11 protein-coding genes and 1 pseudogene are annotated in these 14,088 nt (G+C 71.1%); 7 read left to right on the top strand and 5 right to left on the bottom strand.

The window, feature by feature from the left end; translation table 11 throughout:
* Window positions 1-4: 4 nt before the first annotated feature.
* Genes ABZ396_RS13125 through ABZ396_RS13115 form a run of 3 tightly spaced genes read right to left on the bottom strand, consistent with a single transcriptional unit; the run spans window position 5 to window position 4,937 of the window.
* The gene (locus ABZ396_RS13125; protein ID WP_358915309.1) at window positions 5-3,517 is read right to left on the bottom strand and encodes a 5-oxoprolinase/urea amidolyase family protein; all 3,513 of its coding nucleotides are present in this window, start codon (window positions 3,515-3,517) and stop codon (window positions 5-7) included.
* Complete coding sequence (locus ABZ396_RS13120) at window positions 3,514-4,116, bottom strand: urea amidolyase associated protein UAAP2 (RefSeq protein ID WP_358915307.1); 603 nt, start codon at window positions 4,114-4,116, stop codon at window positions 3,514-3,516. Before ABZ396_RS13120 ends, ABZ396_RS13125 begins: the two co-directional genes overlap by 4 nt.
* A complete protein-coding gene (locus ABZ396_RS13115; protein WP_358915305.1) occupies window positions 4,113-4,937 on the bottom strand; it encodes an urea amidolyase associated protein UAAP1 in 825 nt (274 codons plus the stop codon). The genes ABZ396_RS13120 and ABZ396_RS13115 overlap by 4 nt, the downstream gene beginning before the upstream one ends.
* Window positions 4,938-5,122: 185 nt before the next feature.
* Between ABZ396_RS13115 and ABZ396_RS13110 the strand changes: the two genes are divergently transcribed.
* From ABZ396_RS13110 to ABZ396_RS13085, 6 genes are all read left to right on the top strand, one after another.
* Window positions 5,123-5,749: a helix-turn-helix domain-containing protein gene (locus ABZ396_RS13110; RefSeq protein ID WP_358915303.1), complete on the top strand. Its 627-nt coding sequence runs from the start codon at window positions 5,123-5,125 to the stop codon at window positions 5,747-5,749.
* A 358-nt stretch (window positions 5,750-6,107) separates the two neighbouring features.
* Window positions 6,108-7,730, top strand: a complete 1,623-nt coding sequence (locus ABZ396_RS13105; RefSeq protein WP_358915301.1) for an ATP-binding protein — start codon at window positions 6,108-6,110, stop codon at window positions 7,728-7,730.
* A complete protein-coding gene (locus tag ABZ396_RS13100; RefSeq protein WP_358915299.1) occupies window positions 7,727-8,134 on the top strand; it encodes a roadblock/LC7 domain-containing protein in 408 nt (135 codons plus the stop codon). The genes ABZ396_RS13105 and ABZ396_RS13100 overlap by 4 nt, the downstream gene beginning before the upstream one ends.
* The gene (locus ABZ396_RS13095) at window positions 8,131-8,559 is read left to right on the top strand and encodes a DUF742 domain-containing protein (protein WP_358915297.1); all 429 of its coding nucleotides are present in this window, start codon (window positions 8,131-8,133) and stop codon (window positions 8,557-8,559) included. The genes ABZ396_RS13100 and ABZ396_RS13095 overlap by 4 nt, the downstream gene beginning before the upstream one ends.
* The gene (locus ABZ396_RS13090) at window positions 8,540-9,160 is read left to right on the top strand and encodes an ATP/GTP-binding protein (RefSeq protein WP_358915296.1); all 621 of its coding nucleotides are present in this window, start codon (window positions 8,540-8,542) and stop codon (window positions 9,158-9,160) included. The genes ABZ396_RS13095 and ABZ396_RS13090 overlap by 20 nt, the downstream gene beginning before the upstream one ends.
* A gap of 22 nt (window positions 9,161-9,182) precedes the next feature.
* A complete protein-coding gene (locus ABZ396_RS13085) occupies window positions 9,183-10,670 on the top strand; it encodes a cytochrome P450 (RefSeq protein WP_358915295.1) in 1,488 nt (495 codons plus the stop codon).
* Between the two features lie 5 nt (window positions 10,671-10,675).
* Here ABZ396_RS13085 and ABZ396_RS13080 read toward each other — a convergent pair whose 3' ends face one another.
* Together ABZ396_RS13080 and ABZ396_RS13075 are read right to left on the bottom strand one after the other, a co-directional pair.
* Entirely contained in the window at window positions 10,676-11,623 is a 948-nt protein-coding gene (locus tag ABZ396_RS13080) for an RluA family pseudouridine synthase (RefSeq protein ID WP_358915294.1), read from the bottom strand.
* Window positions 11,624-11,670: 47 nt separating this feature from the next.
* Entirely contained in the window at window positions 11,671-13,200 is a 1,530-nt protein-coding gene (locus ABZ396_RS13075; protein ID WP_358915293.1) for an amino acid permease, read from the bottom strand.
* Between the two features lie 136 nt (window positions 13,201-13,336).
* On the opposite strand from ABZ396_RS13075, the pseudogene ABZ396_RS13070 reads away from it, so the two are divergent.
* Window positions 13,337-14,013: pseudogene (locus ABZ396_RS13070) on the top strand (ABC transporter permease); the annotation flags it as partial.
* Window positions 14,014-14,088 lie beyond the last annotated feature (75 nt).

The raw sequence follows: 14,088 nt of genomic DNA, 5'->3' as shown, positions 1-14,088 counted from the left end.
GGGGTCAGTTCGCGGTCGGCGCGACGACGAGCAGTGCCGTCCCCGCCTCCACCTGGTCGCCGGGCCTCGCCAGGATCTCCGTCACCACGCCGGCCATCGGCGCATGCACCCTGGACTCCATCTTCATCGCCTCCAGGGCGAGAAGGGGCTGGCCGGTGGTCACCTCGTCGCCGGGTGCGACGTTCAACTGCCATACGGAGGCCGCGAATTCGGCCTCTATCAGGCAGCCGCCCGGCGGGACGGACACCTGGGCCGGTGCGGTGGACGCGGGCGCCGTCACCGCCTCCGCCCTCGCGAACTCACCGGCCGCCTCCCAGGCGTCGCGCTCCACCGCGAAGGCCCGCTGCTGGCGCGTCCTGAACTCCCTGATGGAAGCCGCGTGTTCGGAGAGGAACTCCTGGTAGGCCGCCAAGGAGAACGTCCCCTCCTCGACGCGCGGCACGAACCTGCCGGAGGTGAGGTCGGCCCGCAGGTCGAGAAGTTCGTCCGCGGCCACCGGATACCACCTGATCCGGTCGAAGAAGCGCAGCAGCCACGGCGAGCCCGGCTCGAACGCGCCGCGCTGCTGCCATCCCGACCACACCTGGGTCGTACGGCCCACGAACTGGTAGCCGCCCGGACCCTCCATGCCGTAGACGCACAGGTAGGCGCCGCCGATACCGACGGAGTTCTCGGCGGTCCAGGTGCGGGCCGGGTTGTACTTCGTGGTGACCAGGCGGTGGCGTGGGTCGAGCGGGGTGGCGACCGGGGCGCCCAGGTACACGTCGCCGAGGCCCAGGACGAGGTACTCCGCGTCGAAGACCGTGCGATAGACGTCCTCGACCGAGTCCAGGCCGTTGATCCGGCGGATGAACTCGATGTTCCACGGGCACCAGGGGGCGTCGTCGCGGACGCCCGCCATATAGCGGGCGATCGCCTCACGGGTCGCCGGGTCGTCCCAGGAGAGCGGCAGGTGGACCGTGCGGGACGGGACCACCATCTCGTCGGTGGGCGGCAGTCCCAGGACGATCTCCCGCACGACGGGCAGGAGTTCGGCCTGGGTGAGAAGACCCGGGTCGGTCTGGATCTGGAGCGAACGGATCCCCGGGGTGAGGTCCGTGACCCCGTGCAGGTCCGCCGCCGTCACCGACTCCATCAGCGCGTGGACGCGCATCCGCAGGGCCAGATCCAGTTGCATCGGGCCGAACTCGACCAGCAGGTTGTCGTCGCCGCTGCGCCGGTAGGTCACGTCCCCGTCGCGGGCCAGCACACCGCCGTCGACGATCTCGGGGCGGGGCGCGCCCGTCACGTCGACCGGGGCGAAGCGGACCGTGTCGCCGGGGCGGAGCTGGCCCAGCTTCCAGCGTTCCCCGCTCAGGACGGTCGCCGGGCAGACGAACCCGCCGAGGGAAGGGCCGTCGGGGCCTAGCAGGACGGGCATGTCGCCGGTGTAGTCGACGGCGCCGACCGAGTACGGGGTGTCGTGGATGTTGGACGGGTGCAGACCCGCTTCGCCGCCGTCGGTGCGCGCCCAGCGCGGCTTGGGGCCGACCAGCCGGACCCCGGTGCGCGCCGAGTTGAAGTGCACCTTCCACTCGGCCGCGTAGAAGTCCCGGATGTCGTCCTCGGTGAAGAACTCCGGTGCGGCATGGGGGCCTTCGACGGCCGCGATGTGCCAGACGGCGGTGAACCGCGGGCGCTCGGCGACGGGCGCACCTTCCGTCACGGCGCCGCCGTGCAGGACGTCACCCGTCCGCAGCGCCCTGCCGCCGTGGCCGCCGAAGCGGCCCAGCGTGAAGGTGCTCGCGCTGCCGAGGAAGGCGGGCACGTCCAGTCCGCCGCCCGCGAAGAGGACGTAGGTGCGCAGTCCGTGTTCCAGGGGGGCGCCGATCTCCAGCAGCCCGCCCGCCGGTACCGTCACCGGCTCCCACTGTGCGACCGGGGCGCCGTCCAGTGTCACCGGGGCCGGGGCGCCGGTCACGCACACGGTCGTCGGGTGGGTGAAGCGCAGGGACGGGCCCTGGAGGGTGCATTCGAGGCCGGGGGCGCCCTCCGGGTTGCCCAGCGCGCGGTTGCCGAGCCGGAAGGAGCGGTCGTCCATCGGACCGCACGGGGGCACCCCGACCTGCCAGTAGCCGGTGCGGCCCGGCCAGTCCTGGACCGTGGTGAGCGTGCCGGCGGCGGCCACCTCGATCCGGGGGGTGGGGTCGGTGACCGTGGCGAGGGTCGCCGTCGAGTGGGTCGCGGCCCGGAAGGCGGGTTCGGTGAGCGCGGCGCGCACCAGACCCAGGTTCGTCTCGATGCCGTCGACACGGGTGCGGGCCAGCGCCTCGTCGAGAGCCCGCAGCGCCCGGGCACGGTCGGGGCCGTACGCGATCACCTTCGCGAGCATCGGGTCGTACGACGTCGTCACCTCGGTGCCGGTCTCCACCCAGCCGTCGACCCGTACCCCCTGCGGGAACTCCACCCGGGTCAACAGGCCGGAGCTGGGCCGGTGTTCGCGGGAGGGGTCCTCGGCGTAGACGCGGGCCTCGACGGCGTGGCCGCGTGGTTCGCCCGGGGCGCGGACGACGTCGGTCTCGCCCCGCGCCAGGCGCAGCATCCAGGCGACCAGGTCGACGCCGTAGATCTCCTCGGTGACCGGATGTTCCACCTGGAGCCGGGTGTTGACCTCCAGGAAGTAGGCCTCCTCCCGGGTCGCGTCGTACACGAACTCGACCGTGCCCGCGGAGCGGTAGCCCACGCCCGCGCACAGGCCGCGTGCGGAGGCGGCGAGTTGTGCGCGCACCTGATCCGGCAGGCCGGGGGCCGGGGCTTCCTCGACCACCTTCTGGTTACGGCGCTGGAGGGAACAGTCCCGGTCGCCGAAGGTGACGACCCGGCCCTGGCCGTCACCGAAGACCTGGACCTCGACATGGCGGGCGTGCTCGACCAGGCGTTCCAGGAAGACCCCGGCGGAGGAGAAGGAGGCCGCGGCGACCCGCTGCACCCGGTCCCAGGCCTCGGTCAGTTCGGCGGCTGACCGACAAGCCGACATACCGATACCGCCACCGCCGCCGGTGGCCTTGAGCATGACGGGATAGCCGATGGCGGACGCTTCGCGGAGTGCCTCGTCCAGGTCCGCCAGCAGTCCCGTTCCCGGCGCCAGGGGCACTCCGGCCGCCTCCGCCGCCGCCCGTGCCGTGTGCTTGGCGCCGAACAGCTCCAGCTGCTCCGGGGTCGGGCCGACGAACACGATCCCGGCCTCCTCGCAGCGCCGGGCGAAAACGGCGTCCTCGGACAGGAAGCCGTACCCGGGGTGGATCGCCCCCGCGCCGGTGTCCTTGGCGGCCTTCAGGACCAGGTCGGCGTCGAGGTAGGACTCCTTCGCCGGGGCCGGGCCGAGCCGTACCGCCTCGTCGGCGAGGCGGACATGGGGTGCCGAGCGGTCGGGGTCGGAGTAGACGGCGACCGTGCGCAGGCCCAGTTCGCGGGCGGTGCGGATGATGCGGACGGCGATCTCGCCGCGGTTGGCGACCAGGAGCGTGTCGAAGCTCATCCGGCGGCCCCGGTCGTCATCTCCACCGCGGTCGGGTCGAAGCCGTTGCACGGGTTGTTGATCTGGGGGCAGTTGGAGACCAGGACGAGGACGTCCCGTTCGGCGCGCAGGGTCAGTTTCCGGCCCGGCGCCGAGAGACCGTCGACGATACCGAGCGTGCCGTCCTTCTCGACCGGCACGTTCATGTACCAGTTGATGTTGGAGACCAGGTCGCGCTTGCCGAGACCGTGCCTCGCGCCCTCCGCCAGGAAGTTGTCCACGCAGGCGTGCTGCGACCAGGTGTGATGGCCGTAGCGGAGGGAGTTGGACTCCTTGGAGCAGGCGCCGCCGACGGTGTCGTGGCGGCCGACCTCGTCGGCGAGCACGGTCATCAGCGGGGTGTGTTCGTTGGAGAGCAGCACGCTGCCGGTGGTGAGGAAGATGCCGCCCTGGGCGTGGATGGTGTCGGGGGCGCTGTAGCGGATCGCCGTGTCGTGGGCGTCGTAGACGAGGAAGTCGACGGCCTGGTTGCCGTGCAGGTCGGTGATGGTCAGGGTCGCGCCGCCGGGGATGACACAGGACCAGGCGGCGCGGGCCGGTACGACGGTCTGCGTGCTCATGCGAGCCCCCTCGCGGCGAGGAATTCGGCGGTGTTCAGGAAGGCGCGGTGGCCCTCGGGGGTGGCGTCCCAGAGCGGGTCACCGGGGGTGGTGGGCGCGGCCCGCCAGGCCAGGACCTCAAGGGCGGTGCTGACGTAGTCGGGGCGCGGATCGGCCGGGTGGGGGACGTTCGCGATCAGTACGGTCAGGTCCTGCTCGGCGCGGAGCGTGACACTGCCGCCGGGACCGGCCGAGCCGGTGAAGTCCAGCGTGCCGTCGTCGCGCACCTCCACGCCCTGGAAGAACGACAGGGACGGCGGCAGGTCGCGCGGTTCGAGACCATTCTTCGCCGCGGCCAGCTTGAACAGCTCGCGGCCGGCGGGGGAGGGCGACTGCGGGGTGCCGTCGCCGTAGCGGTCGGTGTTGCGGACCAGGGTGGAGGTGCCGCACAGCGCGTCGTGCCGGCCGGAGGTGTCGGCGACGACGGAGGCCAGGACCCGGCCCTGGTCGGACAGCAGCAGCACACCCTCGCCCAGGTAGGCGTTCCACTGGACCTTGACCGTGTCGGCGACGTTCAGCCGCTCCCAGGGGCGGTCGGCGACATACAGCAGGAGATGGGCACAGGCGTCGCCGTGCGGGTCCGTCAGGCGCACCTCGGTGCCGCGGGCCAGGACCCGGTGCGTGTAGTTGCCGCCCGCCACCGTCTCCGCCCACACCAGGTGGCCCGCCTCGCACGGTGGGTCCGGCCAGTTGGCGGCTGGTACGACGGGCATGGCCCCGGCGCGGGTGCCCTCCTGGGCGCGGGCATGCGCCCGGGCTCCGTACGTGGTCGCAGTCGCCATCGCTGACCTCCGGCTCCATGAGCTCGTCGTTGTTTCTGTCGCGCGACAGAAATTAGGTGCGAGGCGGGTCGGCGGCGTTGCCGTGGCGTTCCGGCCCGGTTACCGAGGGCTCACCGGGGGAGCGCGGCCCGGCCGCCGGGCAACGTGGTGATCGTCGTACGGTGCCGTGTGCGAGGATCGAACGCATGGGGACGAGCAGTGGCCGACGGGTCGGCCGGCCGCGGGCGGCGCAGCGGCCGGACAGCGGACTGGATCCGCGGGCCGAACTGCTCGTGGCGGCGGCCGAGTTGTTCACCACCCGCGGCTACGCGGCCACCACCACCCGGGCCGTCGCCGAGCGGGCGGGCATGCGGCAGGCGTCGATGTACCACTACGTCTCCGGCAAGGAGGAACTGCTCGCCGAGCTGCTGGAGTCCACCGTCACCCCGTCGCTGGACTGTGCGCGTGAGCTGCTCGCGGACGACGTGACACCGGCCGAGGAGCGGCTGCGGGCCCTGTGCCGGGCCGACGTGGAGCTGCTGTGCACCGGGCCGCACAACCTGGGCGCGCTCTACCTGCTGCCCGAGGTGCACACCGAGCGGTTCGCAGGGTTCCATGCCGTACGGGATGAACTCAGGGACGCCTACCGGCAGTTGATCGGCGCCACGACAGCCGGCGGGGGGCTGGCCAAGGGAGAGCTGGAGCTGCGGACCGATCTCGTCTTCGGGCTGATCGAGAGCGTCATCCTCATCCACCGCTCCGAACCGGAGCGTCCCGTCCACGAGTTCGCCCGCGCCACGGCCGACGCCGCGCTGCGGATCGCCGGGGTCTGAACCCGGCGGCCGCGCCGCCTGTCGGGGGCGTCTGGTCCCCGCGGAGGTTTCGGCTCGGAGGGCTGTTTCACCCGTCACGGTGAGTCATCCTCGTACATCCGTACGCCGTAACGCAACGTGTACGAACAAATGCCCTGCGTGCAAAACGACCGAGGGTACTCCAGTCCTTCGGGTGCTTGGAGGTGCTTGCCGAATATGCCACGGCGCTGATCCGGTCGGACTAAGCTCGCCCGCGGCGCACCGAGTTGAGGTGAATTCGTGCGCCTGTTCCCAAACATACGGAAGATCCTGACTGCTCCATGAACCTTCCCCCCACGAACTTCCCCGACACCCAGCCGATTCGTCTCAGAAGGCATACATGGTGAGTGTGCAATCGCCTCCCAATGGCCGTGAAATCTCCCTGGCGCGGGTGCTGTTGCTGCCCGCCATACTGATGGCCGCGGCGACCGCCGCCGCCGTCGTCCTGGTGGCGGAGGCCGCCCGGACCGCCGTCGGCGTGTGCGGGGCCGTCGGCATGCTGCTGGTGCTCGCGACGGCGGCCGAAGCGGTGCGCCGCGGCCGTAAGCTCCAGGACGCCCGGACCGAGCACGCCCGTCACAGCGCGTACCTGGAACGGCGCCTCGCCGCGAGCGACGAGGAGATCGACCGCCTCGGCAAAGAGGTCTTCCCGACCGCGCTCTACCGGCTGAAGGCCGGCGAGTCGCCCAAAGAGGTGATTCGCCAGGTCTTCGACCTCGACCCCCAGCTGGGCCACGCCCCCGAGTCGCAGCGCCGGCTGATCCGCATCATGCTCGACATCGTCGACGAGGAAGACCTCCAGCGAGACTCCCTGGAGCGCTCGTTCGTCAGCGTCGCCCGGCGCGTCCAGGCCATCGTCCACCAGCAGGCACACGAACTGCGGGAGATGGAGGAGGACCACGGCCGCAACCCCGAGGTCTTCGACGACCTGCTGCGCATCGACCACGGCACCGCGCTGATCGGGCGCCTCGCCGACTCGGTCTCCGTGCTCGGCGGCGGCCGCCCCGGCCGACAGTGGCCGAACCCCGTCGCACTCTACAGCGTGCTGCGCGGCGCCATGTCCCGGATCCTGGAGTACCGGCGCATCGAGCTGCACTCCATCTGCCAGGTCAACATCAAGGGCACCTCGGTCGAACCGCTCATCCACGCGGCCGCCGAACTCCTCGACAACGCCACCCGCTACTCACCGCCCTCCACCAAGGTGCACGTCACCGCCGTCGAGGTGCAGTCCGGCGTGTGCATCGAGATCGAGGACGCCGGCGTCAGCCTCAACGAGGAGGCCCGCACCCGCCTCGAGGGCATCCTGGAGAAGGCCAAACAGGGCAAGGACATCCAGGTCCTCGGCGAGAACCCGCGCCTGGGCCTCTCCGTCGTGGGCCGCCTCTGCACGACGTACGACATGGACGTCTCGCTGCGCGCCTCGGCGTACGGCGGCGTCCGGGCCGTCCTCATCGTGCCCAGCGACATGATGACCACCGACCCGGCACCCGGCATCGCCCACGGTATCGGCGCCACCGGCATCCCGAAGCCGGAACTCGGCGCCCTCGAAGGCCCCAAGCGGCCCCCCAAGAAGCGCCGGCCCACCAGCCCCCGCATCCCCGCCGGCATCTCCATGGAGGACGACGTCCCCGAGGTCACCGAGTGGACAGCGGGCGGACTGCCGCAGCGGCGCAGCAGGATGAAGATGCCGCTCAGTCAGCGGCTCGCCGAGCAGGCCGCCATCGAGCGCGCCGAGCGCGAGGGCAACCCGACCATCTGGTCGCAGCACAAGGAGCCCGAGCCCGAGGAACCGGAGCCCGAACGCCGCGAGCCCGGGCTCTGGGTCGACGCCTTCTGGGAGGGACTCAAGAAGAACAACCCGGGGGTCCACCCGACCGACTTCACCCGGAACCCGACCAAGTACCTGCATCTGATCAACGATCCGGCCGGCACCGACGCCGACGACCAGGGGGACCTCAAGTGATCCAGCAGCGAGGCAACTTCGACTGGATGCTCAAGCAACTCTCGGACGGGGTACCGGGCGTCGAGATGATCGTCGTGCTCTCCGCCGACGGACTGCGCATCGCCCGGCACGGCGGCGACCCCGACGCCGCCGACCGGCTCGCCGCGGCCTGCGCGGGCGTGCAGAGCCTGGCCAGTGCCGTCGCCCAGGAACTCCCGATCAGCAACGGCGACATGAACCTCGTCCTGATCGAGATCGACCGGGGCTACTTCTACCTCATGTCCGCCGGCGCCAACGCCTACCTCGCGGTGCTCGCCGACGTGACCTGCGAACCCGGCCGGATGAGCGAGATGATGCGCGACCTCGTGGTCCGGATCGGTGCCCATCTCACCAGTCCGCCCAGGCGGAACGGGCAGACCGTATGACTCCTCCGCAGCGAAAACGGCGTCGGTCCAAACCGGATCACCTGCCGCCACCGCTCCCGCCCACGCCGCCGGCCCCCGAGAACGGCGGCGAGGACGGCGACAACAAGAACCCCGAGCGGCTCTACGTCATCAGCGGCGCCGACGGCGCACGGGCCGAACTCGACCTGGTCACCTTAATCGTGGCGCGCGCCGACCCCCCGCCCTCGGTCACCCCGGAGCAGGCGGTGCTGCTCCGGCTCTGTCTGGCCCCCCTGTCCGTGGCCGAGCTCTCGGCCTACCTCAATCTGCCGTTCAGCGCGATGACGGCACTGATCACCGAGCTGATCACGGCCGAACTGGTGCAGGCGCGCGCCCCGATCGTCCGCCAGGCGCTCCCCGACCGTTCACTTCTCGAAGCGGTGATGCATGGACTTCAAAAGCTCTGACACGATCCCCGGCCCCCGCACCGAGGACCAGCTGCCGCACACCACGCAGGCCGCGGTGAAGATCGTGATTGTCGGCGGCTTCGGAGTCGGCAAGACCACCATGGTCGGTTCCGTCAGCGAGATCAGACCGCTGACCACCGAGGAGACCATGACCCAGGCCGGCATCGGGGTCGACGACAACTACGGCTCCGACTCGAAGACCGCCACCACCGTGGCCATGGACTTCGGCCGTATCAGCATCACCGACCAGCTGGTCCTCTACCTCTTCGGCACCCCCGGCCAGGAGCGCTTCTGGTTCCTGTGGAACGGCCTGTTCGAAGGCGCCCTCGGCGCGGTCGTGCTCATCGACACCCGGCGCCTGGAAGTCAGCTTCGACGTCATGGGACGCCTGGAGGAACGCGGAGTGCCGTTCGTCGTCGCCGTCAACTCCTTCCCGGACGCACCCCGTTACCCCATCGAGGAACTGCGCACCGCGCTGGACCTGCCCCCCGAGATCCCCATCGTGGACTGCGACGCCCGCCGCCGGGCCTCCAGCCGGGACGTCCTGATGACCCTGGTGCGCTTCCTGCACTCGCTCGCCATGACCGGCGCGCTCACCTGACACCCCTTCCGGAGCGATCACTGTGACGCCTGAATCCCCCTCCCCGGCCGGCACCAGCACGGACCCGGCCCCGCCACCCGGCTGCCCGGCGCACGACCGCGGACCCGGCGGGCTGCAACGGCTCTACGGCGCCGACGCCGACCACCTGAGCGAGCTGTACGAGAAACTGCGCGAGGAGCACGGCGCCGTGGCGCCCGTCCTGCTCCACGACGACGTACCGATCTGGGCGGTCCTCGGACTCACCGAGAACCTCCAGATGGTCCGCACCCCCGCCGTCTACACCCGCGACAGCCGCATCTGGACCCCGCTGCGGGAGGGCATGGTCAAACCCGACCACCCGCTCATGCCGCACATCGCCTGGCAGCCCATCTGCTCCCACGCCGAGGGCGAGGAACACATGCGGCTGCGCGTGGCCGTCATGGGCGCCATGACCACCATCGACCACCGCAGCATCCGCCGCCTCATCGGCCGCTACACCCAGTTGCTGGTCAACGAGTTCTGCCAGAGGGGCCGCGCCGAGCTGGTCTCCCAGTACTCCGAGCACCTGCCGATGGCGGTCATGTGCGAACTGCTCGGCATGCCCGAGGAGTACAACGACCGGATCGTGGAGGCCGCCCGGGACATGCTCAAGGGCACCGAGACCGCGATCGCCAGCAACGAGTACGTCATGGGCTGTCTGACCCGGCTCACCGCCCGCCGCCGGGCCCGCCCCGAGGACGACTTCGCCAGCCACCTCATCACACACCCCGCCGGACTCAACGACGACGAGGTCGCCCAGCACCTGCGGGTCGTTCTCATCGCCGCCTACGAGACCACCGCCAACCTCCTGGCCAACGCGCTGCGCATGGTCCTCACCGAGCCGGGCTTCCGCGCCCAGCTCAACGGCGGCCAGATGACGGTGCCGGAGGCGATCGAGCAGTCCCTGTGGGACGAACCGCCGTTCAGCACGGTCTTCGCCTACTTCGCCAAGCAGGACACCGAACTCGGCGGCCAGCGCATCCGCAAGGGCGACGGGCTGCTCTACGCGCCGGCGCCGGGCAACGTCGACCCGCGCGTCCGCCCCGACCTGAACGCCAACATGCAGGGCAACCGCTCCCACCTCGCCTTCGGCGGCGGCCCGCACGAGTGCCCCGGTCAGGACATCGGCCGTGCCATCGCGGACGTCGGGGTCGACCAGCTGCTGACCCGGCTGTCCGACATCCAGCTCGACTGCGAGGAGGAGGAGCTGCGCTGGCGCGCCTCCATCGCGTCCCGGCACCTGGTGGAACTGCCGGTGCGCTTCGACCCGAAGCCCAAGCAGGACGTGACCCTCATGCCGAGCCCCGCGCTGGTCCCGCCGCAGCGCAACGACTGGCAGGTCGGCACCGCCCGCCCGGCAGCTCCCGCACCGGCCCCCGAGCCCCAGGCGGCCCCGCCCCGACCGGAACCCGCGGCCACGCCAGCCCCGGAACCGGCGCCCGAGCCGCGCGGCATCTGGCCCCGGCTGCGCCGCTGGTGGCTCGGTCACTGACCGGCCTAGACACCGGCCCAGTCCTCGTACGCCTCCCAGGCCCGCAGCGTCCGCCCGCTGCGCAGCCGGTGCTCCACCCCCGTGACCGGATCGGTGAACTCCAGCCTCCGGGCCAGCAGTTGCAGCGGGCGCCGGAAGTCACCGTCCGGCACGGGGCCGGTCACCTCGGGATACAGCGGATCCCCGAGAATCGGCACGCCCAAGGCGCTCATATGGACGCGCAGCTGATGGGTCTGCCCGGTGAGCGGGGTGAGCCGGTACCGCGCCAACGCGCCTTTGTGCTCGACGAGTTCGACGAACGTCTCCGCGTTGGGTTCGCCCTCGACCTCCCGCGCCGCCGGCACCCCGCGCTCCTTGAGGATCCGGCTGCGCACGGTCCGGGGAACGGCGAGTGAGGGATCGTACGGCGCGATCGCCTCGTACTCCTTGCGCACCCGCCGCTCGCTGAACAACGTCTGGTAGGCACCCCGCTCCTCGGGCCGCACCGTGAACAGCACGAGCCCGCCGGTGAGCCGGTCCAGCCGGTGCGCCGCCCCCAGCTCCGGGAGGCCCAGCTCCCGGCGCAGCCGGGCCAGGGCGGTCTCGGTGACGTGACTGCCGCGTGGGGTGGTGGCGAGGAAGTGCGGTTTGTCGGCGACGACGAGGTGAGCGTCGCGGTGGACGACCTCGACGGGGAAGGGGACGGGGGCTTCGGGGGGCAGGTCTCGGTGGAACCAGAGGTAGAGGCCGGGGGCGTAGGGCGTGCGGGCGCCGACGGGGTGTCCGTCGGCGCCCATGACCAACCCCGAGTCCAGCATCTCCGCGACGGCGCCCGGCGCGGCTCCGGAGAGCCGGGCCACGAGGTAGTCACCGACGGTGGCCCAGTCGTCGGAGAAGGGCAACCGGATCCGTACGGGGTCCACCCCTCGGCGCTGGCGGAGGGGGGAAGGCGGGATCGGGGTCTTACGTCGCATTGCAGTCAGGGTATGTGGAGGTGCGTCGAGAACCCGTACCCGAACGGCTACGCCACAGGCTCCGGCACGGCGACCGCCGCTCGGGACTCCGCACGGGTGAGTCGCCACACCGCGCCCAGCCCGACCGTCACCGTCAAGAACAGCACGGTGAACCACCGGAAGTACCAGTGACCCCCCGCCGGGTCGTACACCGCCCCCCGAGGCCACGCCAGATTCACGGTCATCACCAGCCCGTACAGCAGTGCGACCGCATTGACCGGCACCCCCCACCGCCCCAGCGAGAACAACGGCGCCCCGGTCTCGTCCGTCCCCTCGGCGCGGAACTCACCCCGCAGCCGTCGCACCAGCAGCGGCCCGGTGACCATCGCATACGCGAGGTACAGCATCACGATGCACGTCGTCCCGATCGCCAGGAACGCGTCCGGCGAGGCGAAGTTGAGCAGCAGCAACGCGGCGGCCAGCACCCCCACCACCACGGCCGGCGCCCCGGGCATCCCCGTACGGGGATTCACCCGCGCCAGCCGGCCGGCGAACGGCAGCTGCCCGTCACGCGCCATGGAGAACAGCATGCGAGAGGCCGCGGTCTGGATCGCCAGCGTCGCGACCGCGATCGCCACCACCACGTCGGCCAGCAGCGCCCGCCCCAGCCCGTCGCCGAGGCTGCTGGTCAGGACGTAGCTCAGTCCGTCGACCCCCAGGTGCCCGTCGGTCAGGCTCGGCGCGGCCAGCAGACCGGCGAGGACGACCAGGCCGCCCAGCAACCCCGCCGCCCCCAACGCCGTCAGGATCGTCCGCGGCGCCGTCCGTCGCGGCTGGTGCGTCTCCTCGCTCATCTCGCCCGCGCTGTCGAAGCCGATCATCACGTACGCGGCCGTGAACGAACCGACCAGCAGCGCACCCAGCAGGCCTCCCTCGGCGGCCGTCCCGGTGTGGAACGTGATGCCGGGGGAGCGTTTGGAGTGGGTGAGCAGCAGCACGACGATCAGCACCGCGCCGATGATCTCGGCGGTCACTCCGACCCGGTTGATCAGGGACATCACGCGGTTGTCCAGGATGTTCACGAGGGTGGTCAGCACCAGCAGGACAACGCCCAGGACGGCCGCGTTGGCGGCTCCGTCGGCTGAGGTCGGCGCGGCGTCCGTGCCGATGAGCTGGAAGCCGGACCAGAGCGCGGGCAGCACCATCTGCAGGGCCAGCGCCGCCGCCGCGACCACCACGATCTGTCCGATCACCATGATCCAGCCGGCGAACCAGCCGAAGGACGGGTTGGACAGGCGTGAGGACCACTGGTAGATCGCGCCCGAGATCGGATAGCGCCCGGCGAGCTCGGCGAAGCAGGCGGCCACCAGCAACTGGCCGACCAGCACGGCCGGCCAGGCCCAGAAGAAGACCGGGCCGCCGAACGCGTACCCGAAGGCGAAGAACTGGAAGACGGTCGTCAGTACGGAGATGAAGGAGAACCCGGCGGCGAACGAGGCGTACCGGCCGAGGCTGCGGTGCAGCTCCTGGCGGTAGCCGAACTCCTCCAGGGAGTGGTCGTCGGTCTCCTTCAGGGAGCGGTCGTCGGTGGTCGTCACGGCGATACCTGCCTGTCAGGCGGATTTCCTGTCGGGCGACAGAAATTAGGTACGCGCTGTTTCGACGGCGTCACACCGGCATGTCCGGGGCGGGCCCAAGTCCTCACGCCCTTGTGGAGCCCCGTGATCGCGATACATCGTCTGGCTGTTCCTGTTCGGCAACCTCTTCAAGCGGGTTGTCGAGCTGGGCGGCTTCGGCGCCACCAGCTATCTCGCCTACCTGGTGCCGGGGTGGTCGTGATGAGCGCCCTCAGCTCCAACCTGTGGGCGGGCATGGGCACCCTGGAAGAGATCCAGCGGGGCACCCTCGACCGCTTCCTGACCACACCGGTCAGATGGGCCGCGCTGATGAACGGCAACGTGGTGAACAACGGCCTGGTCACCGCCGGCCAGTCGCTGATCATCGTGCTGCTCGGCCTGCTGGGCGGCGCCGACTACCCGGGCGGGATCGGGGGCGTAGGGGTTCTGGTGGTGGCCGCCGTACTGCTCGGCACCGTCTTCGGGGCACTGTCCAACGCGCTCGGCATGCTGGTGCGGGAGCGGGAGTCGATCATCGGGATCAACACCTTCCTGCTGCTGCCGCTGACCTTCCTGTCCAGCGCCTTCATGGCGCCGTCCCAGATGCCCGGCTGGATGCGGCACACAGCCGACTTCGATCCGCTCGACTGGGCGATGGTGGCGGGGCGTTCGGCGATGTCGGCGGATCCCGACTGGGGTGCGGTGCTCGGCCGCGGCGGCGCGCTGCTGGCGCTGGCGGTCGCGGCCGTATGGCTGTCGATCAGGACCTTCCGGTCGTACCAGCGCTCGGTGTGACCGACACGGGAGCGGCGGCACCTCCGGGTGCCGCCGGTCTCAATGCCCACCGCGCAAGGCCCGTGCGGTGGGCGT

It is taken from the genome of Streptomyces sp. NPDC005866 (assembly GCF_040629895.1).
Lineage (GTDB): Bacteria > Actinomycetota > Actinomycetes > Streptomycetales > Streptomycetaceae > Streptomyces.
The sequence above is the reverse complement of the archived record's forward strand: the minus strand, read 5'-3'. Positions and strand labels throughout refer to the sequence as shown.